Genomic DNA, 21,691 nt, shown 5'->3' with positions numbered 1-21,691 from the left:
CTCGTCTCAATACAGCATGAACTGCCGCCGCTCCTCGATCCAGGCAGCCTCGTCCGCTCCGGCTATGGCGTCAAGATCAGCCGGGACGGATGCCATATCGTCCACCCATTCGCGCAAGGCCGGGCCGCCGTTGATGACGTCAATTGCCAGCTTGTCGAACACATATTCATAGGGGAAATCACGCCACAGCGGATAATCGGGATAAAGCCGCCGGATAGCCTTGAATGCCAGCGCCTGCAGACGCCATGGGCGGAAGGCGTGGTGATCGTAGAACGCGCCTTCGGCATGGATCATCAAGGCGCTGCACAAGCTTTTGGCGTGCTTGTGGAACGTCGGTTCGAACCAGCATTCGCGAACGGCGCAGCCCTGCATCCATTGCGGGGCGAAAGCCTGCATTTCTGCCAGCACTGCCTTGGCATCCACATCCGGAGCACCGAACAGCACTTCAAGCGGGCGGGTGGTGCCGCGCCCTTCAGAAACCGTCGCGCCTTCGATCATAACCGTCCCGGCATAGGCGCGCGCCATATTGAGGCTGGCCGCATTAGGCGAAGGGTTGATCCAGATGCGGTTTTCCGGCCAGCCGAAGCCTGGCGCGGTTTCCGGTTGCCAGCCATCCATCGTGACTACGCGATAGTCCACATCGAGTTTGAAATGGTGGACAAACCAGCGCCCCATTTCACCCAGGGTCAGGCCATGGCGCATCGGCATTGGCCCTGCACCGACAAAGCTTTCCCAACCCGGCAGCAGCGTGGTACCTTCCACTGGACGACCCGCAGGATTGGGCCGATCCAGAACCCAAACCGCCTTGTCGGTGCAGTGGGCCGCTTCCAGCAGATACAGTAGCGTGGTAACAAAGGTGTAGATGCGACAGCCCAGATCCTGCAGATCGAACAGGAACACATCCGCGCTATCCATCATCCGCGCCGTGGGGCGGCGGACTTCGCCATAAAGACTGAACACCGGGATACCGTATGTCGGGTCCAACTCGTCTGCGGTTTCTACCATGTTGTCCTGCTTGTCGCCCTTCAGCCCGTGCTGAGGGCCAAAAGCGGCGGTCAGGTTCAAGCCTTTCAGGCCAGCCAGTGCATCAAGCGAATGCACCAGGCCTTCGGTAACCGACGCCGGATGAGCGACAAGGGCGACGCGGCGGCCTTCAAGCGGCTTTCGCAGGGCGGGGTCGGCAAGCAGCCGATCAATACCGAACTTCATAGCTGTGTCGGTGCCGCAAGGCGCGCGGTGAAGCAAGTGGCGTAATGAAAGTCTGGCCGATCTTCTCTATGGGCGATGGACCAGTACGATTTTACGCCGCCCTTCTCCTCGATCACCGCCGTCAGCCCATAGGAAAATGGCAGTGGCGGCAATGCGGCCGCAGGCATCGCCACATCGAAAATCAGCACTGACTGCCCACGGCGCGGCGTACACACCGGGTCGCGCGGCATGGGGCGGTCCGCCATGCCATCGCGGTACGCGATAAAGTCATAAGCCGCCCATTGTTGTGATGGAGAGAAGTTGAACTCGGCATAATTTTCGCCGTCATCAGGCATCACGAACAATTCAAAGCATGTCGTCTGCCAAAGGCCGTCAGCCCGCCCCTTGCCCGCAAAGGATGGCACGATCAGCGAATGTGCCTCCTCTACCCGCCAGCGCAATGTCAGCCAGTGGGCATCGATCGCCTGTATCCGTGCTTCCACCTTTGACACCGCCAGCGGCGGATTGGCCGGATGGGGCAACAGCTCATACGTTTCCAATCGCGCAACTCCGTGCTAGGCGCGCCATCCTTACCCAAAAGCGCCCGGAAATCAGGTGGCCGAAATGACCGAATACACTTCTTCTTTGCTGCGCCTGCTGTCCGAGCGGGGCTATGTCCATCAGATGACCGACGCGAGCGCGCTTGATGCGCTGGCGGCAAAGCAGATCATTTCGGGCTATATCGGCTTCGATCCCACCGCGCCATCGCTGCATGTCGGATCGATGGTGCAGATCATGCTGCTGCGCCGCCTGCAGCAGGCCGGGCACAAGCCCATCGTCCTGATGGGCGGCGGTACCGGCAAGATCGGCGACCCCAGCTTCAAGGATGAAGCACGCAAGCTGCTGACCGACGAAGTGATTGCCGCCAACGTCGCCTCAATCAAGACCGTGTTTGAACGCTTTTTGACGTTTGGCGACGGACCAACCGACGCGGTGATGCTCGACAATGCTGAATGGCTCGACCGGTTGGAATACATCCCGTTCCTCCGCGAAGTGGGCCAGCATTTCTCGGTCAACCGCATGCTCAGCTTTGATTCGGTGAAGCAGCGGCTGGATCGTGAACAATCGCTGTCGTTCCTCGAATTCAACTACATGATTCTGCAGGCCTACGACTTCCGCGAACTGTCGCAGCGTTATGGCTGCCAGTTGCAGATGGGTGGGTCTGACCAGTGGGGCAACATCGTCAACGGCATCGAACTGACCCGCCGCATGGACGGCAAGGAAGTGTTCGGCGTGACCACGCCTCTGCTGACCACGGCTGATGGTGCCAAAATGGGCAAGACCATGAACGGCGCGGTCTGGCTGAACGAAGACGCTCTGCCTGCTTGGGATTTCTGGCAATACTGGCGCAATGCCGATGACCGCGACGTGGGCAAGTTCCTGCGCCTGTTCACCGATCTTCCACTGGACGAAATTGCCCGGCTGGAAGCGCTGCAAGGCAGCGAGATCAATTCGGCCAAGATCGTGCTGGCGAACGAAGTGACCCGGCTGGTGCGTGGTGACGAAGCGGCAAAGGCTGCGGAAGCCACTGCGGCGGCCACTTTTGCTGGTGGCGGGCTGGGGCAGGATCTGCCCACTTTCGCCGTGGACGAAGATGGCATCGGCATCGTTGATGCGTTGGTGGGCCTTGGATTTGCCGCAAGCCGTGGCGAAGCCAAACGCCTTGTCGCAGGCGGCGGCGCGCGCGTGGATGGCGAACCCGTTACCGATGAGGCGTTCCGCATCATACTGGACGGCAAGGAAATCCGCGTTTCATCAGGCAAGAAAAAGCACGGCATCGTGCGTCAGGGCTGACGGCAGGGTTTCCCGTTCGCTAACGGCAAACCCTTGCCGCTTCCGGCAAGTGTTTGCCGAAGCTTTACGAATTCTTCGCAATTTCAATCCTATAACCTTGGGCATAGTCACTCATGCGCCAAGGAGGAACGATGCGCGGCGGAGCACAGCTTTCGGTCACCGATCTACGACGCTCCACGCGCCACCCGGTAAACCTTCCGGTGATCGGGGAACATCGCGCTCTTGGCGATGTGATGTTGCAGATTGCAAACATCTCGACCACGGGGTTCATGGCCAACGGCGTGACCGAACTTGGGCGGGGCGAACGTGTCACCGTGCGCCTGCCACATATCGGCAGGATCGAGGCGTTTCTGGTGTGGGCAGATGGCGATCGCGCCGGTTTCCAGTTTGAACGGATCGTTCGGCTGGATGATTTCACGCGAATGGTCAAAGCGCTGCAACCCAATGTGAAAGCGCGGACAAGAGAATAACGCCAAAGTTTTGCTTTCTTGGCAACGACCGGCTGTGCTGGCATTGCCAACAGCGTGACCGTCGCAGCCTCTCCATCGCCCGTCCCTACATCACCACTGGCCATACCTGATTACCGGCGTTTCTGGATCGCCCGGTTCTTCTCGGTGGTGGCCACGTCGGGTATGGTGGTGATGCTTGGCTATCAGCTTTATGATGTCGCCCGCAGCGATTACGGCATGTCGATCGCTCAGGCCGCGTTTCAGCTTGGCCTGCTGGGTCTTGCCCAATTTCTGCCGCTGTTCCTGCTGACGCCGATTGCCGGTGTCGTGGCAGACCGATTTGATCGCCGCAATGTGGCCGGACTGTCCATCTGCCTTGATTGCACGATAGCGCTGGCATTGGCGATTGCCACGCAGACCGGGGCACTCAGCCTGCCGCTGCTGTTCGGGCTGGCCGCATTGCACGGTACTGCGCGGGTATTCATTGGACCGGCGCTATCATCCATTGCGCCCAATATCGTGCCTGCCGAACTGATGCCCAAAGCCATCGCAATCAATTCAATGGCATGGCAAACCGGCGCCGTTGGCGGACCGGCCATCGCCGGCATGCTGTTTGCCGGACACCCTGCTCTGCCCTACTGGACATCGACCGCGCTGCTGATGCTTTCGGCCTTTTGCGTGTTCGGCATTCGCCGCCTTCCGCCGCCGCCAGGAAACCGAGATAGCCATCCAGTGCGCCAGATCCGCGAAGGGTTGTCGTTCGTCTGGAATGACCGTTTCCTGCTGGGCTGCGTCACGCTGGACCTGTTCGCAGTGCTGATGGGCGGCGCAACCGCGCTGCTTCCGGTATTTGCGCGCGATATCCTGACAGTGAATGGCCATGCAGTTGGCGCCGACGGGCTGGGGCTGATGCGCGCCATGCCCGGCGTCGGCGCAGCGCTAGTCGCATTCGTCCTGGCGCGCAGGCCAATTGCCAACAATGTCGGCCTGAAAATGCTGATTGGTGTTGCCATCTATGGCGCGTTCACCATCGGCTTCGGGCTTTCGACCAACTATTACCTTTCGCTGCTGATGCTGGCAGGCGTGGGCGCGGGCGACATGGTTTCAGTGTTCATCCGCAGCACGCTGGTCCAACTCCACACGCCTGATGATGTGCGCGGGCGCGTTTCTTCAATTTCCGGGCTTGCCATTTCGGCGTCTAACGAACTGGGCGAAATGCAGTCTGGCGTGGCGGCAGCGCTGTTGGGCGCGATTGGCGCGGTGGCATTTGGCGGAATCGGCGCGATTGCCGTTACCGCCATCTGGTTCTTCGCTTTCCCCGAACTCAAGAATGCACGAACCTTTGCAGCCCGTTACCGGACAGCGTAAGCTGCAATCCCTTCACCAAAAGGAGCAAGCGACATGAAAGCGGATTCCATCCTCGCCACTATCGGCAACACCCCGCACGTTCGCCTGTCCCGCCTGTTTCCCGACCACGAGGTATGGGTGAAGTGCGAGCGCGCCAATCCGGGCGGCTCAATCAAGGACAGAATCGGACTCGCCATGATCGAGGCCGCCGAAGCTGATGGCAGCCTGCAACCGGGCGGCACGATTGTTGAGCCGACATCGGGCAACACCGGTATCGGCCTGGCCATGGCTGCTGCGGTCAAAGGCTACAAACTGGTTCTGGTCATGCCCGAATCGATGTCGCTTGAACGGCGGCGGTTGATGCTGGCCTATGGCGCCACGTTTGACCTGACGCCGCGTGAAAAGGGCATGAAGGGCGCAATCGAACGGGCCAAGGAACTGGTCGAACAAACCCCCGGCGCATGGATGCCGCAGCAGTTCGACAATCCGGCCAATGTCGCGGTGCATGTCCGCACCACTGCGCAGGAAATCCTCAAGGATTTCGGCAGCGAACCCGTCGATGTGCTGATTACCGGCGTCGGCACCGGAGGTCACCTTACCGGCTGCGCTGAAGAGCTGAAAAAGCACTGGCCTGCGATGAAAGCCTTTGCCGTAGAACCGGTTCTTTCGCCGGTGATCTCTGGCGGCCAGCCTGCGCCGCACCCCATCCAGGGCATTGGTGCAGGCTTCATCCCCGGCAACCTGCACACCCAATCAATTGACGGTGCCATTCAGGTGGATGCAGCAGACGCCAAGGAAATGGCCCGCTTGTGCGCCACCAAGGAAGGCATGCTGGTTGGCATTTCGTCGGGTGCCACGCTGGCTGCCATTGCCCAGAAACTGCCCAGCCTGCCTGCAGGAAGCCGCGTTCTGGGCTTCAACTACGATACGGGCGAACGCTATCTGTCGGTGCCGGACTTCCTGCCGGAGTAAGCGCGATGGCGATGGAACAGATCGATTACGCCGATGGCAACGTGCCACTGGCCGGGTTTATGGCCCGGCCAGAAGGCGCTCCCCGTGCCGCAGTGCTGGTTCTACCCACCATCGCCAACTGCAATGCCGCGATGATCGGGCGGGCAAAGATGCTGGCTGACGCCGGCTTCGTGGCGATGATCGCCGATTTCTATGGCGAACAGGTCCGCGATTTTGACCATGCGCGCGTGCTGGCTGGCCCGTTACGCGCCTCACCCGAAGGCTATCGCCAGCGATTGCGCGCGGGGCTTTGCGCGCTGACCGACCACGCGGCCGCGCAAGGATTGCCGGTTATCGTGGTGGGATACTGCATGGGCGGGCAGGCCGCACTCGAACTGGCGCGTGATGGTGCAGACATAATGCTGGCCGCCAGTTTCCATGGCCTGCTCGACACTGCCCTGCCCGCCACACCCGGCGCGGTAAAGGCGCGCCTGCTGGTGTGCCATGGCGATGCTGATCCCATGGTGCCACGCGCGCAGGTCTTGGCGTTCTGGGAAGAAATGGATGCTGCAGGGGCCAACTGGCACTTCCACAGCTACAGCGGCGTCCGCCACGGTTTTACCGATCCCGGCAGTGACGCGCGCGGCATGGCCGCCATCAGCTATGACGCCAGCGCAGACCGACAAAGCTGGTCCGCGCTAATGGAAATGATCGACGAAGTTCTAGGGTCAGGACCTATTAATCGCGCCATCGAGGTTTGAGACAAAATGGCTCAATGCAAGGAAGGAAGGCGCAGAGATATGTCGATATCTCAAGGCTTCCTGACGCAGCAGTGGGCCATTTTGGTCAAATCCCGCAGGGACGCTGGAATGGCATCCATCTCGAACAGATACTCGCTTGGAAAGGCAACCAGCCTTCCCTGCGCAACTATCCGCCCGATATGTTCGCCATTCCAGCGCCTCGGTGGCGTGATTAATAGGTCCTGACCCTAGACTAAGCCCCAATCGCTGAGCGCAGCGATGTTGCGCTCAGCCAGTGTCAGCAGCAGTCGGTCGCCGTGTGGATCTTCCGGCATTGCCAGAATGGCACCGACGGTGAATTGCAGCGCAATCGGAAGGGCCTTGGCATAGTCTGCGCGAGCAGTCGCCAAGTCCCATTCCGGCGCGACTGTTGACAACCTTGCGACATGGCTTTCAATCATCGCCGCTTCGCAAACCCGCCGGTTTTCGGGCGAAAGTGACCCTGCCAGAAAATAGGCCAAATCGAACATCGGGCTACCGCGCGCGGCAAATTGCCAGTCGATCAACCATGCGCGCGGCCCCTCTGCCGTATCTTCAAACAGCACGTTGTCTACGCGCGGCTCGCCATGCACCAGCGCTTTCCCCTCCGCCGCCGCGACGATCATCTCCTCCATTCGCGGCACGAACGAATCGATTGCGGCAAGCAATGTCACATCGGCCCACCCCGCAAAACGTCTGCGAAATTCCACCGTCGCCAGTGCATAGCCCTGTGCCGAACTTTCAGCCGCGTTGCGGCGGTCCAGCAACCAATCGGCCTGATCCAGCCGGGGATCGTTCCATGTCGCCGCATGAAGCCCAGCCAGTTCGCGCGCCACCGCATGGGCTTCCGCCACCGAACAACCGGCAATCTGGTCGCCCGCACGGGTCCGACCCGACAAGTCTTCAAGCACAAGATTGATGGTTCGCCCATCGCGACCCGCACGGCGCCAATAGGCTTTCGGCGTGGACAAAGGCGGCGTCGCGCCAAAGAAGTCATAGACCGCACATTCGCGCAGATAGACCCCATGGTTGCCTGCCACATCCACGGCCTGCGGCACGCCGGATGTAAACTTGCACACTACCGACCTCACAGCATCGGCCGCATTGGCGTTATATGTGATTTCCGCCCGGATCGTCTGCGACAGATTGCCATGCCCGATCGCGCTGGTCGAAACGAGGCTTACCCGTGGAGCTGGCACTCCGCCGTGCTGGAACATGGCCTGCAACCATTGCGGGGTAATGTCATGTGCCAAAGCGATCAGCGCAGGCTCCGGCAAATCGTCGGGGACCGAAGCATCCCCTTCACGCCCCCACCGGCCTTGGGTGTAACTGGAATTCCAGCAATCGGTGAACTTGCCGTCAACCGCCTTGAACACCTCGATCCCGCACAGCTCGACGCGATCGCCTTTGCGGGTGTGCATGTTCCATACCGACGTCACATAAGTATCGTCCGCATGCAGGACTTCATGTTCGAAATATGGCTCGGCCCGCTCGCTCTGCTGGCGCACCCGCGCAATCTGATCTTTCAACGACAGGGCGGTGACACTGCCCGGATCATGCCGCACAATTGGATCGGCACAAAGTTCGCGGATCAGGTCCGCATTCCGGTTGTTCCAGACCTCAGTCCAGTAAAGCTCTATCAGCTCGCGAGGGCTGCGCTTGGCCAATGCTTTTCTCCCGTTAATCGGGCAATTAAGCACCAGCCTCGCACAGCCCTGTCAAGCCGCACCTCTTGTCAGATCATGCCATCACGCAATGGCAAGCTGCTCTGGCGTCAACGCCATGACGGTTTCCGCACCTGCTTCAACCTGACGGCGCAGCGCCCCTGCTTCAGGGGTAGAGCGCGTGGCCCAATGGCGCGCGCAGGCCAGCTTGGCTTCATAGAATGCCGCATCATCGCCGCCGGCGGCCAAGGCCGCGCTCGCCACTTTGGCCATACGCAGCCACATCAGGCCCAGTGAGACGATGCCCGTCAGTGTCATATATGAATAAGCGCCTGCGCCCAGATTGTTGGGATTGGTCATGGCGTTCTGCATGAACCACATGGTCGCCGCTTTCATCTCGCCCACGCTCTTGCCCAGACGCTCCGCCACAAGCTTCACAGTTTCGTCCGAAGTCTCTTCTGCACATTCGGCATCAACCAGCGCAAAGAAGCGCTGCACCGCTCGGCCGCCGTTCTGCGCCAGCTTGCGCCCAGCAAGATCCATTGCCTGCACACCGTTCGCGCCTTCATAGATCATGGCGATGCGCGCATCGCGCACGAACTGGTCCATGCCGTTTTCGGCGATGTAACCATGGCCGCCCCACACCTGCTGCATGTCGGTGGCTACCTTATAGCCCATGTCGGTGCCATAGCCCTTGATGACCGGGGTCAGCAGGCTGATAAGGTCGTCGGCTTCCTGCCTCTCATCCTCGGTCGCGGCCTTGTGCGACAGGTCAACTTGCAGTGCCCCCCACAGGCACAACGCACGCATCCCTTCCACAAAGGTCTTGGCGTCCATCAGCATGCGGCGCACATCGGGGTGGACAATGATCGGATCGGCACGCTCCTGCGGCTCTGCCGGTCCAGTCAACGCACGGCCCTGACGGCGATCCAGCGCATAGGCTAGGCCGTTCTGGTAGGCGACTTCAGCCTGTGCCAGCCCCTGCATCCCCACGCCAAGGCGCGCCGCGTTCATCATGATGAACATCGCGGCGAGGCCTTTGTTCTCCTCGCCTACGATCCAGCCCTTTGCCCCGTCGTAGTTCATCACGCAGGTCGCATTGCCGTGGATGCCCATCTTTTCCTCGATGGCCCCCACCGAAACCGCATTCCGCTCACCCAGCGAACCGTCATCGTTGACCAAAAACTTGGGCACGATGAACAGCGAAATGCCCTTGCTTGATTCCGGGGCACCCGGCGTCTTGGCCAGTACCAGATGGATAATGTTCTCGGTCAGGTCATGGTCGCCTGCCGAAATGAATATCTTGGTGCCGGTGATCGCATAGGAGCCATCCGCTTGCGGCACCGCCCGCGTGCGGATCATGCCAAGGTCGGTGCCACAGTGCGGCTCGGTGAGGTTCATCGTGCCCAGCCATTCGCCAGTCACCATCTTGGGAAGATACTTGGCCTGCTGTTCGGGCGAACCCTTGGCCCTAATGGCTGAAATCGCACCATTGGCAAGGCCGGGATACATCGCAAAGGCCTGATTGGCCGTGGCAAGGTACTTTTCCATGATGAAGCCCATCACGTGCGGCAGCCCCTGCCCGCCAAATTCTTCCGGGGCAGAAAGCGTGCCCCAGCCACCTTCGACATATTGGCGATAGGCATCCTTGAAACCGGTCGGCGTGGTCACGCTGCCATCGGCATGGCGCGTGCAGCCTTCGCGGTCGCCCGAAAGGTTGAGCGGGGCGATCACTTCCGAAACGAAGCGCCCGGCTTCTGCGATGATAGCGTCGGTCATGTCCTGTGAAGCGCTTTCGAACCCCGGCAGATTGCCATAGGATTCAAGGGCAAGCAGTTCATTGACGACAAAGCGCGTGTCGCGCGTCGGTGCGGTATAGACGGGCATTGATCCTATCCCTTGTTCACGGCGTCCGGGGTGCGGCCCTCGGAACGCTCTTTCTTGATAACGAGTTCGACGAAGCTGGTAAGTTCGTCGATGGTCGCAGTGATGTCGGCCTGCTGGCGGCGCAGGTTCTCGATCCGCTCGCGGCATTTGGCGATCGTTACACGGCGCTGTTCAGCCCGTCCGTCCCCCATGTCGTAAAGGTCGATCATGTCGCGGATTTCAGCGAGACTGAAACCGACGTTCTTTGCGCGCATGATCCACGCCAAACGCGCCCGGTCGCGGCGCGAATACATGCGCGAAAGGCCGATCCGCGTCGGCGCGATCAGCCCTTCGTCCTCATAAAAGCGCAGCGCACGCGCCGTTACGCCAAATTCGTTGGAAAGATCGGAAATCGTGAACTGGTCGCGCTTCAGCGCATCAGGCTGATCGAGATGGCCGGTGTGGCCACCGCGTGGCGATGGATCGCGAGTCGAGATGGCATCATGCTGTGACATGATGCCAAGCTACCTACCCCTTACGTAAGCGTCAATCAGCTATCCGCTGCAATGTGCCATCGCTCTCAATCCTGCGGTAAAAGCACGACGGGGCAAGCGTGTGACAGGCTGGCCCCGCCGGATCGACCCGCAGTTCCAATGCATCCTGATCGCAGTCCACGCGAATCTCGATCACTTTCAGGACGTGCCCCGAACTTTCACCTTTCATCCACAGCTTGCCGCGCGAACGCGAATGAAAGTGGGCGAATCCGGTTTCACGGGTTTTGGCGATGGCTTCGGCATTCATGTGGGCCAGCATCAGCAATTCGCCGGTCAGGTGATTCACCGCAACCGCCGTCAGCAACCCGGCAGAATCGAATTTCGGCATGAATTCCTGCCCCTGTTCGCGCAGGGCGGCATCGGATTGGGTACTCAAGTGGGTATCGACCTTTCCTGTCGCCATCGATCTGGCGACATTTGTTGCACGATAACCACAATCTACGCACAAAATCCACGCTCTCGGCACAATCTGCTTCCTTCCAGACCATGAATGGATGATTAAGCACACGTGGTTTGAGGGAACCGCGATCTGGACAGCCGCAAGGCAGTGCTGAAGCGCCAATGTTCAGGGAACACTTTGAGGGGCCGGACGGCATCTCTCGCAGCAGGCCCACAGGGCCGCGCAGGGAAACCTCCGGAATGATGAGGGACCAGGCGGGACGGTCAGGGGGCCGTCAGTATCGCGGAATACGCGAACGCCCGCAAAAATTCGTCACGAGGACGCCCGGAACTTCTGGTTCCGGGCGTTTCCTTTTTCAGTCATCCCCTGAAACAGCTTCCATTCGAGCGGTCCCTGCAAAATCCAGCGCTTCGTCCAGCACGCGGGCAAAGCACGCAATCCGCACTTCAACCGCCCCCGCCTTGCGCAGCGCGGCAATGCAGGCGTTGGTCGTCGCGCCGCTGGTCAAGACGTCGTCTACCAGCAGAACTTTTGCCCCACGCAAAAGCTGTGCACGGCGCGGATGCGCCACAATCGCACCTGAAAGCGCCCTTGCCCGTGCCTTGCGGTTCAGCCCGCCCAGTGAAGGTGTCGCCTTGTGACGCACCAGACCATCGACCACCAGCCTGTGCGATGTCCGCGCCATGTGTTTCGCCATATACTGGGCCAGCAGGGCCGACTGGTTGAATCCACGCTGCAATAGCCGCCAACGATGCAGCGGCACCGGCATCACCAGCCACGCCCCCTCCATCGCCTGTAGCCGCGGCACGATCATGCGCGCCATCATCGGCGCCAATCCGATCCGCCGCCCATATTTCAACGCCAGCACCAGCGACCGCGAGGTATCGTTGTAAAGTGTAGCGGCGGCTATACCGGTATGACGCGGAGGCTGCGCCATGCAGGGGCGCGCACACCAGCTCGGCCCCGGTGTCATGTCGATCGCCCAAAGGTCGCTGGCACAAGCTGCAACTCGTCCCCGAAGGCACCACCAGCTTGTCCCAGCACGCCAGACACAACCCTCCATGCGCCGCAACCGGCACGCCGCATAGCGGACATCGCGGCGGAAACACAAAATCGATTACCGGCGTCAGAAAGCCAAGTCGGGCCATGACACAGCGTTGTCTGCATGATGCAGGCTCTTGGCAAGACGAGCCAAGCCGGGCAGTGGCGGGAAATGGCCAGCGCACCTCCAATAATTTTCGCACCAAATCGGCGTAATGCCGTCCGTATGCGCATGGCGCATCTCCAGGCCCAGCCAGATTCACCGCGTTATATCGTCGATGATATGGTCGATGATGTGCTGGATCGGCTGTCTTTCCTGCGCCACCAGCCAACTCGTGCCCTGATCGTCGGGGAATGGACCGGAACAGTGGCTGCCAGCCTTGCCGCATCCGGTGCGGCCATTCAGGGACGCGATCCGGTCATCGGACCTCATACCTTGAATGAAGAAGCCCCTATAACCAACAAGGAGAGCTTCGATTTCATCGCAAGTCTTGGCACGTTGGACACAGTGAATGATCTTCCGGGCGCACTGCTCCACTTGCGCCGCGCCCTGGCTGATGGCGGATTGATGATTGCCAGTTTCCTTGGCGCAGGATCACTCCCGGCATTGCGGGCGATCATGCTTGAAGCCGATGCCGACCGCCCCGCCGCGCGCATTCATCCGCAAGTCGATGTGCGCGCAGGCGGCCAATTGCTGCAACGCTGCGGTTTTGCCGATCCAGTTGTCGACAGCCATCACATCGACGTGCGCTTCCGCTCGCTGTCCGGGCTGGTCAATGACCTGCGCGCGCAGGGCCTTGGCAGTTGTCTTGCCCGCTACGGCGCGCCTCTGGGCAAGGCCGCCCTTGCCCGCGCGCAACAAGCCTTTGCCGCTCGCGCCGACGCAGACGGCAAAGTGACGGAACGGTTTGAAATCCTGACGCTCAGCGGGTGGGCGAAAACAATCCGCCCACCCAAGTTCTGAGCTTTTACGCCAGCGCCGCCTGTGCGGCTGCAAGGCGCGCGATCGGAACGCGATAAGGGCTGGCAGACACGTAATCCAAACCAGTCTTTTCGCAGAACGCGATGGAAGCCGGATCGCCGCCATGTTCGCCGCAGATGCCCAACTTCAAATCGCCGCGCGTCTTACGCCCGCGTTCTGCGGCCAGTTCCACCAACTGCCCCACGCCTTCGATATCAAGGCTGACGAACGGATCGCGCGGATAGATGCCCTGATCCACATAAGGGTTCAGGAAGCGCGCCGCATCATCCCTCGAAACGCCCAGAGTTGTCTGGGTCAAGTCATTAGTTCCAAACGAGAAGAACTTTGCTTCTTCGGCAATTTCACCGGCCATCAGCGCAGCGCGCGGCAGTTCGATCATCGTGCCGACCATATAGTCCAGCGTCTGGCCCTTTTCGGCAAAAACCTCTGCTGCCACCCGGTCAACCAACGCCCGCAGGATTTCCAGTTCCTTGCGCGTTGCCACCAGCGGGATCATCACTTCGGGCACCACGGCCTCACCGCTTTTGGCGGCAACGTCGCAGGCTGCTTCAAAAATGGCGCGCGCCTGCATTTCGTAGATTTCGGGGAACGTGATGCCCAGACGGCAGCCGCGATGCCCCAGCATCGGGTTGAATTCGTGCAGTTCGCCCGCGCGACGCTTAAGGTGTTCCACCCCCAACCCGGTTGCTTCGGCAAGTTCGGCAAATTCGCTGTCGGCGTGGGGCAGGAATTCATGCAACGGTGGGTCAAGCAGGCGGATGGTGACGGGCAGGCCCGCCATAACCTCGAAGATCGACTGAAAATCGCTGCGCTGTTCAGGCAGCAACTTGGCCAGCGCTGCCCGGCGGCCTGCCTCATCTTCGGCCAGAATCATCTGACGCACGGCGGAAATGCGGCCTGCTTCAAAGAACATATGTTCCGTGCGGCACAGGCCGATGCCTTCGGCCCCGAACTGCCGCGCAACCTGACAGTCCAGCGGCGTTTCAGCGTTGGTGCGCACCTTCATCCGGCGGTGCTTGTCCGCCCATGTCATCAACGTGCCGAAATCCCCGACCAGTTCCGGTTCAACGGTGGCGACTTTGCCCGCCATCACATCTCCGTTCGATCCGTCGAGCGTGATAACATCGCCTTCACGAATTTCGCGGTTACCGATCTTCGCCGTGCGGCTGGCCATGTCGATCGACAGCGCCGAAGCCCCCGAAACGCACGGACGGCCCATGCCGCGTGCCACCACCGCAGCGTGGCTGGTCATGCCGCCACGCGCAGTCAGGATGCCCTTGGCCGCGTGCATACCGTGAATGTCTTCAGGGCTGGTTTCCACGCGCACCAGGATCACCGCGTCGCCGCGTTCGGCCAGTGCCTGCGCGGTATCGGCATCGAACACCACTGCGCCCGAAGCCGCGCCCGGCGATGCCGGAAGGCCCTTGGTCAGCACATCGCGCACCGCCTTGGGATCCAGCGTCGGGTGCAGCAACTGGTCCAGCGCCATCGGATCGATACGCAAGATGGCCGTCGGCTCGTCGATCAGGCCTTCGCCCACCATATCCACTGCCATCTTCAACGCGGCCTTGGCGGTGCGCTTGCCCGAACGGGTTTGCAGCATCCAAAGCTTGCCCTGTTCGACGGTAAATTCGATGTCCTGCATGTCCTTGTAATGCTTTTCCAGCAGTTCGAACACGTCTGCCAGTTCGCCATAGGCGGCAGGCATGGCCTCTTCCATCGACAGCGGCTTGGCCCCTGCGCGTTCACGGGCCGCGAGTGTCAGGTATTGCGGTGTGCGGATACCTGCCACCACGTCTTCACCCTGCGCGTTGACCAGCCATTCGCCGTAATAGGCCTTTTCGCCCGTCGCAGGATCGCGGGTGAAGGCAACCCCAGTGGCCGAGGTATCGCCCATGTTGCCGAAGACCATGGCCTGCACATTGACGGCGGTGCCCCAGTCGGCCGGAATGTCGTTCAACCGGCGATAGACCTTGGCGCGGTCCGATTCCCAGGAATCGAACACGGCACCGATTGCGCCCCACAGTTGTTCGTGAACGTCCTGCGGGAACGGGCGGCCAAGCTGGTCTTCGACGATAGCCTTGTATTCGTCCACCAACGCTCGCCAATGTTCAGCGCCAAGCTCAACATCATTGAAGAAACCGTTGTCTTCCTTTACGATTTCCAGCGCATCCTCAAACCGGTGATGGTCAAGCCCCAGAACCACGTCGGAATACATCTGGATGAAGCGGCGGTAGCTGTCCCAAGCAAAGCGCGGATCGCCCGATCCACTGGCCAGCCCTTCGACCGTCTGGTCGTTCAGGCCAAGGTTCAGCACCGTGTCCATCATGCCCGGCATGGAAACGCGCGCGCCCGAACGGACCGACACGAGCAGCGGGTTTGCCGCATCGCCAAAGGTGCGTCCCGTGGCCGCTTCGACATGCGAAATGCCCGCCGCGACGCCAGCGCGCAGGGCATCGTTAAACGTCTTTCCACTGGCGTTGTAGGATGTGCAAACCTCGGTCGTGATCGTAAATCCCGGCGGCACGGGCAGCCCGATACCCGCCATTTCGGCAAGGTTCGCACCCTTGCCGCCGACAATGGTTTTATCCTTTGCGCGCGCATCCGAAGAGACTGCGCCGCCACCGAAATGGAATACGTATGCGCTCATGCCTGAAACTAGGCTCCCTGCGTCCATGGTTATTGCCGGGACCGGCCCCGGAGTCGGGCCGGTCTTTAGCCTTCTATGCGTGAAAAGTCCGCAACTTTGTGCACCGCAGCACGGAAGCGGTCAAGCAAAGCCAAGCGACTTGCACGTTTGTTAGCGTCCGCATCATTGACCGTCACGGATTCGAAGAACGCATCAATCGGCCCGCGTAAGCTGGCCAGCGCCGCCATGGCAGCAGTGAAATCTTCCGCCGCCACAGCACCATCAGCCTGCGGTTCAGCCGTGTTCAGCGCATCGACCAGCGCCTGCTCAGCCGGTTCGCGTGCATAATCTGCATCGACTTGCGCATAATCCTCTTTCTTGAGGATGTTAGCGGCCCGCTTGTAGCCCGCCAGCAGATTTGTGCCGTCTTCGGTGCCAACAAAGGCTTGCAGTGCATGAACGCGAGCAAGCAGGCGGACGAGATCGTCCTCCCCGCCGAGGGCGAACACCGCGTCGATGAGATCATGCCGAACGCCTGCTTCGCGCTGCTGGACCTTGAGACGGTCAATGAAAAACTCATAGAGCTTAATCATGCCTTGGCCGTATTTTTGGCCAAGTTTCTGCCCTTCAACTTCCGCCCTAGTGTTCTCAAGAACCGTTTCGACGAGTGCAGGTGTGACTGCGCCCACCCTTTTTACCAACTCATGCAAAAAGTTCCGTACACCCGTAAAACCTAATCTGACTTGCCTGTCAGAATAATATCCTGTGGCCTCGATCATTAAGAAAGCCAACTTTGCAGATAGACCGTTTCTAACGATTAGGTTGATACCTGCTAGAGCTTGCCGTCGAAGTGCGAATGGATCTTTTGATCCAGTTGGCTCCATCCCCTCCACAAAGAACCCGACTAACGTATCCAGTTTATCCGCCAGCGCCACGGCCACCGTCACCGGGGCGGTGGGCACATCATCGCCCTGCCCGACCGGCTTGTAGTGATCGCGGATGGCATTGGCCACCGCATCAGGCAGACCTTCGGCGCGGGCGTAATAACCGCCCATAAGACCTTGAAGTTCGGGGAACTCTCCGACCATTTCGGTGACGAGATCGGCTTTGCAGAGGCGCGCAGCGAGTTCGGCTTGATCTGCCAGTTCCGCTTGCGTCCCGGCGAAGGCGAGGTTCTCATTAGGTTGTGCGCTGCCGACTGAGGCCCCCGCTCTCGCGGGGGAGCCGGTGTTGGTTTGCGGCGTCACGATGCCTTCTTCGACCAGCCAGCGCGCCAGCTTGGCGACGCGTTCAACCTTGTCGGCCACCGTGCCCAGCTTTTCGTGGAAGGTGATGCGGCCCAGCTTTTCGGCATGGACCGACAGGGGCTTCTTCTTGTCCTGTTCCCAGAAGAAGCGGGCGTCGGACAGACGCGCGGCCAGAACCTTGCGGTTACCATCGACAATCGCCGCGCCGCCGTCCTTTGCCTCGATATTGGCGGTGCAGACAAACGCGTTGGCAAGCTGTCCGGCCGCATCGCGGCAGATAAAATATTTTTGGTTGATACGGGCAGTTAGCTGGATAACTTCAGGTGGAACCTCAAGGAAGGTTTCGTCGAAGCGCCCCAGTAGCGGCACCGGCCATTCGGTAAGACCGGCGTTTTCGATCACCAAACCTTCGTCTTCGACCAGAACGAGGCCTGCCGCTTCCGCCGCCGCCTTTGCCTTGGCGCGGACAATGCCTTCACGTTCCACATGATCGACGATCACGTGGCAGGCGCGCAGCTTTTCGGCATAGTCATGCGCATTGCCGATGGTGATTTCACCGGGGCAATGGAAGCGGTGGCCGCGCGTGGCATAGCCTGAGCGCACACCGCCAATTTCGCATTCCACCAGATCATCGCCAAAGATGGCGATGATGCCTGACAGCGGACGCACCCAGCGCAGCGATTCCGACAAAAGCGAGGCTGCCCCCCAGCGCTGGCTCTTGGGCCAAGGAAACGCGCGAATGATGGCCGGGATGGCCTGCGCCAGCACGTCGCGCGTGGCGCGGCCAGGCTTTTCGTTCACCGCAAACCACACGCCATCGCGCTCGGTAAGGCGGTCTTTGGTCAAACCGGTCTTGCGCAGGAAGCCTTCCAGCGCCTGTTCAGGCGCGCTGGTGCGCGGCCCCTTCACTTCTTCGCTGACCGCTTCGGTCGCCAATGGCAGATCACGCGCGATCAGCGCGAGACGGCGCGGGGTGGACCATACGGTCACTTCGCCCGCTTTCAGGCCCGCCGCTTCCAGTTCCTTGGCGAAGAGCTTTGCCAGATCAGCCCGCGCACCGGCCTGCATCCGCGCCGGAATTTCCTCAGAGCGCAGTTCGAGGAGGAAATCGGTCACTTGCTCCACTCCGGATATTGGGCGGCCCACTGGTCTTCGAACTTGGCCATGTATTTTTCGCAAGACCCGCGCGCCAAGTCGCGCACGCGGCCCATATAGCTGGCACGCTCCTGCACCGAGATCACGCCGCGCGCCTGCAACAAGTTGAACAGGTGGCTCGCTTCGATCGCCTGCTCATAGGCGGCAATGGGTACGCCTTCATCCAGGCTGCGCTTGCATTCTTCTTCAGCGCGGCGGAACCCTTCGAACAGGCTTTCGGTATCGGCCACTTCGAAGTTCCACTTCGACATCTGCTTCTCGTTTTCAAGAAACACATCGCCGTAGGTTACGCCGTGGTTGTTGAAGGCAAGGTCGTAAACATTGTCGACGCCCTGAATATACATGGCAAGGCGTTCAAGGCCGTAGGTCAGTTCGCCCGCGACCGGCTTGCAATCAAACCCGCCCATCTGCTGGAAATAGGTGAACTGGGTGACTTCCATCCCATCGCACCACACTTCCCAGCCAAGGCCCCATGCGCCCAGCGTGGGCGATTCCCAGTCATCTTCGACGAAGCGGATGTCATGGACCAGCGGATCGATGCCGATTTCGGCCAGCGATTGCAGGTAAAGCTCCTGCAGGTTTTCCGGGCTGGGCTTCAGGATCACCTGATACTGGTAGTAATGCTGCAACCGGTTGGGGTTTTCGCCATAGCGCCCGTCGGTGGGGCGGCGGCAAGGCTGCACGAATGCGGCTTTCCACGGCTCTGGCCCCAACGCGCGCAGGGTAGTGGCGGGATGAAACGTGCCCGCCCCCATGCGCATGTCATAGGGCTGAAGGATCAGGCAGCCCTGTTCGCTCCAGAAAGCATGAAGGCGCAGGATCATTTCCTGCAGGCAAAGGGGCTTTAGTGCAGTATCGGCCATGGTCGCGCGGCTTTGGCCGATGAACGCGCCCAAATCAACCTTTCCGGCAGTAAGCAGCCGTCATATTGCGATGCATGAAGGCTTCGTTCATGTGCAGGTCGTAAGGAGCGCTTATGACTTGCCAAAAGACATTCTCGCCGGGCCTTCGCACACTGGCCCTTGCCGCCGCCGCTTTCGTCCTGCCGCTCCAGCCGGTAATGGCACAGACAGCACCGGCAACTGCGCCCCCGCCTGCACCTGCACTGGCCAAGCAGTTGAAACCTGCTTTGTGGAAAGTGGCGGACGAAGACACCACGATCTATCTGTTCGGCACGATTCACGCACTGCCCAAGGGCCTGCAGTGGCTGGATGGGCCAGTGGGCGCAGCGCTTGATTCCTCCGGCGAACTGGTCACCGAAATTCCCGACGCGCCACAAGCTGAACAACAGCAGGTGGTGATGAAGCTGGGCCTGTTGCAGGGTGAAACGCTGCGTTCGATGATGACCGAGGCGGACCGCATCGCCTATGAAGCCCTGCTGGCCAAGCTGAAGATTCCGCCGCTGCATTCGATCCGATGGAGCCATGGCTGGCAGGCGTCGCGCTGGGATCGATGCCTTACATGCTGGCAGGATACGGCAAGGATGACGGTGCCGAAGCCGTGCTGCGCAAGGCCGCGCTGGCCAAGGGCAAGAAGCAGGGCGCGCTGGAAACGGTAGAATTCCAGCTTGGCCTGTTCGACAGCCTGCAGCGCGACATACAGTTGAAGTTCCTCAACCAGGCGGTGCGCGATTTTGACAAGGCCGGTCCGATCATCAGCACGATGACCAGCGAATGGGGCAAGGGCAACACCGAAGGGCTTGCCAAATTGCTGAACGAATCGATGGACGACCCCGACCTTGCCGAACCGCTGCTGTTTCAACGCAACCGCATCTGGGCAAGCTGGATCAGAAAGCGGCTTGAACAGCCGGGCACGGTATTCGTTGCGGTGGGTGCCGGGCATCTGGCAGGCCAGAAAAGCGTGCAGGACATGCTGACACGGCAGGGCGTTACTGCGGTCCGCGTGCAGTGAAACTGCTGCTGCGCCTCCTTTTTGCGGCAAGTCTGGGGTTACTGGCCACCTGCGTGGCCAAGCAGGACGAGCCGAAAGTGGAGGCGCGCGTTGCGCTGTGGCAGGTGATGGACAAAAGCGGCCATGTGCGCGGCTGGCTTTTCGGCACGGTCCACGCCCTGCCTCGCGATACGCAGTGGCTGCGCCCCGAAATCACCGATGCGCTGGCGCAGGCAGACCGTCTGGTGCTGGAAATTGCCGAACCGCTTGACCAGACCGTGGCTGGAGAAGCGCTGGCGTCGCTTGCCGGAACCGCCGGCCTGCCGCCCCCATCGCAGCGCGTCTTGCCTGCCTATCGCGATGAGCTGGCCGCCGTTTACAAAAATCTGGGCCTTTCAGACGCGGACTTTACCGATACCGAAAGCTGGGCCGTGGCGCTGCAATTGGCGGCGATTGCCGGACAGAAGGCCGGGGCCGATCCGGAAAGCGGGGCCGAACCACGGCTGCGACGATTGGCAGCAGGCAAGCCGGTGACCGGGTTCGAGACGATCCACAGCCAGTTTGGCATTTTCGATGCCCTGCCCGTCCGCCAACAGCAGGTACTGCTACAGGAAGTCGCGATCGAAGCGGCAACCGAGATGGACGAAGAGGCCGATATGGTCGCGCTCTGGCTCAAAGGGAACGACCTTGGCATCGCGCGTGAGGCCAGCCGAGGCTTTCTGGCCGATTCCGGACTGCATCAGGCGCTGCTGACCGATCGCAACCGTAACTGGGCAGATCAGCTTGATGCCATGCTGAAAGCAGGGGCAACACCGTTCGTCGCCGTGGGCGCCGCCCACCTTGCCGGGTCGGACAGCCTGCAACGCCTGATGATGGCGCGCGGCTGGGAAATCAAGCGAGTGCCCTGAGGGCAATTGCCGGTCCTGCTTGCTTTTTCCCGCGAAACCGCTAAGGGCCTCCGCTTCCCTGTCATGGTCATCCCTGGAGGCGTGGCAGAGGAATTGTGAAACAACGCTATTTCGGAAGGTACTGACATGAGCGAGACGCTTAACCTGTCGGCCGAGACGCGCGATCGGGCAGGCAAGGGAGCCTCCCGTGTGCTGCGTCGCGAAGGCCGCACTCCCGCTGTAATCTATGGCGGCAAGGAAGAACCGGTTGCAATCCACCTGGAAGAAAAGGCGCTCGCAAAGGCGCTGGGCACCGGCCATTTCTTCAACTCGATCGTCGAGCTCACTGTGGGCGGCCAGACCGTTCGCACCCTGCCCAAGGATGTCGCCTTCCACCCGGTGACCGACCGCCCGCTGCACGCTGACTTCCTGCGCCTGTCCAAGGACGCGGTTGTTCACGTGAACGTGCCGGTGGCCTTCATCAACGAAGAAAAGGCGCCCGGCCTGAAGAAGGGTGGCATTCTGAACGTGGTTCGCCACGAACTGGAAATGATCTGCGCACCGGATTCGATCCCTGATGACATCATCGTCGATGTATCGGGCTTCGAAGTGGGCGATTCGATCCACATCAGCGCCGTCACCCTGCCTGCTGGCGTAAAGCCCGCGATCACTGACCGCGATTTCACCATCGCGACGATCGTGGCTCCCTCCTCGCTGAAGAGCGAAGAAGGCGATACCGCCAAGGAAGGCTGATAGCCCGACTTGCGGCCCTGCTTCGGCAGGCCCCGAAAAGCAGCCCCTTCCGCCC

Annotated in this window: 18 protein-coding genes and 2 pseudogenes; 9 read left to right on the top strand and 11 right to left on the bottom strand. The window is 60.7% G+C overall.

What is annotated here, in order from left to right:
* Window positions 1-6: 6 nt before the first annotated feature.
* Both OVA07_RS11260 and OVA07_RS11255 read right to left on the bottom strand, forming a co-directional pair.
* On the bottom strand, window positions 7-1,209 hold the full coding sequence (locus OVA07_RS11260) for an exo-beta-N-acetylmuramidase NamZ family protein (RefSeq protein ID WP_268171508.1): 1,203 nt from the start codon (window positions 1,207-1,209) through the stop codon (window positions 7-9).
* The gene (locus tag OVA07_RS11255; RefSeq protein WP_268171507.1) at window positions 1,206-1,748 is read right to left on the bottom strand and encodes a DOMON-like domain-containing protein; all 543 of its coding nucleotides are present in this window, start codon (window positions 1,746-1,748) and stop codon (window positions 1,206-1,208) included. The genes OVA07_RS11260 and OVA07_RS11255 overlap by 4 nt, the downstream gene beginning before the upstream one ends.
* Before the next feature lie 64 nt (window positions 1,749-1,812).
* Between OVA07_RS11255 and tyrS the strand changes: the two genes are divergently transcribed.
* The 5 genes from tyrS (at window position 1,813) to OVA07_RS11230 (ending at window position 6,550) form a co-directional block, all read left to right on the top strand.
* Window positions 1,813-3,042: a tyrosine--tRNA ligase gene (gene tyrS / locus OVA07_RS11250; RefSeq protein ID WP_268171506.1), complete on the top strand. Its 1,230-nt coding sequence runs from the start codon at window positions 1,813-1,815 to the stop codon at window positions 3,040-3,042.
* A 131-nt stretch (window positions 3,043-3,173) separates the two neighbouring features.
* The gene (locus OVA07_RS11245) at window positions 3,174-3,512 is read left to right on the top strand and encodes a PilZ domain-containing protein (RefSeq protein ID WP_268171505.1); all 339 of its coding nucleotides are present in this window, start codon (window positions 3,174-3,176) and stop codon (window positions 3,510-3,512) included.
* Window positions 3,513-3,566: 54 nt separating this feature from the next.
* Window positions 3,567-4,859 carry an MFS transporter gene (locus tag OVA07_RS11240; protein ID WP_268171504.1) on the top strand — a complete coding sequence of 431 codons (1,293 nt, stop codon included), beginning with the start codon at window positions 3,567-3,569 and terminating at the stop codon, window positions 4,857-4,859.
* Between the two features lie 33 nt (window positions 4,860-4,892).
* On the top strand, window positions 4,893-5,810 hold the full coding sequence (gene cysK / locus OVA07_RS11235) for a cysteine synthase A (protein ID WP_268171503.1): 918 nt from the start codon (window positions 4,893-4,895) through the stop codon (window positions 5,808-5,810).
* Between the two features lie 5 nt (window positions 5,811-5,815).
* Window positions 5,816-6,550: a dienelactone hydrolase family protein gene (locus tag OVA07_RS11230; RefSeq protein WP_268171502.1), complete on the top strand. Its 735-nt coding sequence runs from the start codon at window positions 5,816-5,818 to the stop codon at window positions 6,548-6,550.
* Between the two features lie 227 nt (window positions 6,551-6,777).
* On the opposite strand, the gene OVA07_RS11225 is transcribed toward OVA07_RS11230, so the two are convergent.
* The 6 genes and pseudogenes from OVA07_RS11225 to OVA07_RS19105 form a co-directional block, all read right to left on the bottom strand.
* On the bottom strand, window positions 6,778-8,235 hold the full coding sequence (locus OVA07_RS11225) for a phosphotransferase (protein ID WP_268171501.1): 1,458 nt from the start codon (window positions 8,233-8,235) through the stop codon (window positions 6,778-6,780).
* Between the two features lie 81 nt (window positions 8,236-8,316).
* On the bottom strand, window positions 8,317-10,119 hold the full coding sequence (locus OVA07_RS11220) for an acyl-CoA dehydrogenase C-terminal domain-containing protein (protein WP_268171500.1): 1,803 nt from the start codon (window positions 10,117-10,119) through the stop codon (window positions 8,317-8,319).
* A 5-nt stretch (window positions 10,120-10,124) separates the two neighbouring features.
* Window positions 10,125-10,613, bottom strand: coding sequence for a MerR family transcriptional regulator (locus OVA07_RS11215; protein WP_268171499.1), 489 nt, complete (start codon window positions 10,611-10,613; stop codon window positions 10,125-10,127).
* A 31-nt stretch (window positions 10,614-10,644) separates the two neighbouring features.
* The gene (gene hisI / locus OVA07_RS11210; protein WP_268172689.1) at window positions 10,645-10,980 is read right to left on the bottom strand and encodes a phosphoribosyl-AMP cyclohydrolase; all 336 of its coding nucleotides are present in this window, start codon (window positions 10,978-10,980) and stop codon (window positions 10,645-10,647) included.
* Between the two features lie 427 nt (window positions 10,981-11,407).
* Window positions 11,408-12,025: a ComF family protein gene (locus OVA07_RS11205; protein WP_326493122.1), complete on the bottom strand. Its 618-nt coding sequence runs from the start codon at window positions 12,023-12,025 to the stop codon at window positions 11,408-11,410.
* A 61-nt stretch (window positions 12,026-12,086) separates the two neighbouring features.
* Window positions 12,087-12,200 (bottom strand): annotated as a pseudogene (locus OVA07_RS19105) (double zinc ribbon domain-containing protein); the annotation flags it as partial.
* A gap of 125 nt (window positions 12,201-12,325) precedes the next feature.
* Here OVA07_RS19105 and OVA07_RS11200 point away from each other — a divergent pair.
* Window positions 12,326-13,057 (top strand): methyltransferase domain-containing protein, encoded by a 732-nt coding sequence (locus OVA07_RS11200; RefSeq protein WP_442789644.1) that lies wholly within the window; start codon window positions 12,326-12,328, stop codon window positions 13,055-13,057.
* Window positions 13,058-13,061: 4 nt separating this feature from the next.
* Here the strand turns inward: OVA07_RS11200 and ppdK are convergent, their stop codons facing one another.
* From ppdK to OVA07_RS11185, 3 genes are all read right to left on the bottom strand, one after another.
* Window positions 13,062-15,725, bottom strand: a complete 2,664-nt coding sequence (gene ppdK / locus OVA07_RS11195) for a pyruvate, phosphate dikinase (RefSeq protein ID WP_268171498.1) — start codon at window positions 15,723-15,725, stop codon at window positions 13,062-13,064.
* 65 nt (window positions 15,726-15,790) lie between these two features.
* Window positions 15,791-18,067 (bottom strand): glycine--tRNA ligase subunit beta, encoded by a 2,277-nt coding sequence (gene glyS / locus OVA07_RS11190; RefSeq protein ID WP_268171497.1) that lies wholly within the window; start codon window positions 18,065-18,067, stop codon window positions 15,791-15,793.
* A complete protein-coding gene (locus OVA07_RS11185) occupies window positions 18,064-18,969 on the bottom strand; it encodes a glycine--tRNA ligase subunit alpha (protein ID WP_268172687.1) in 906 nt (301 codons plus the stop codon). Before OVA07_RS11185 ends, glyS begins: the two co-directional genes overlap by 4 nt.
* 113 nt (window positions 18,970-19,082) lie before the next feature.
* Between OVA07_RS11185 and OVA07_RS19160 the strand changes: the two are divergent.
* From OVA07_RS19160 to OVA07_RS11165, 3 genes and pseudogenes are all read left to right on the top strand, one after another.
* Window positions 19,083-20,017, top strand: a pseudogene (locus OVA07_RS19160) (TraB/GumN family protein).
* A gap of 53 nt (window positions 20,018-20,070) precedes the next feature.
* A complete protein-coding gene (locus OVA07_RS11170; RefSeq protein ID WP_268171494.1) occupies window positions 20,071-20,904 on the top strand; it encodes a TraB/GumN family protein in 834 nt (277 codons plus the stop codon).
* Between the two features lie 126 nt (window positions 20,905-21,030).
* Window positions 21,031-21,636: a 50S ribosomal protein L25/general stress protein Ctc gene (locus OVA07_RS11165; protein ID WP_268171493.1), complete on the top strand. Its 606-nt coding sequence runs from the start codon at window positions 21,031-21,033 to the stop codon at window positions 21,634-21,636.
* Window positions 21,637-21,691 lie beyond the last annotated feature (55 nt).

Origin of the sequence: Novosphingobium sp. SL115 (assembly GCF_026672515.1) — a bacterium.
Lineage (GTDB): Bacteria > Pseudomonadota > Alphaproteobacteria > Sphingomonadales > Sphingomonadaceae > Novosphingobium.
This window is presented reverse-complemented; position numbering and strand designations above follow the sequence as displayed.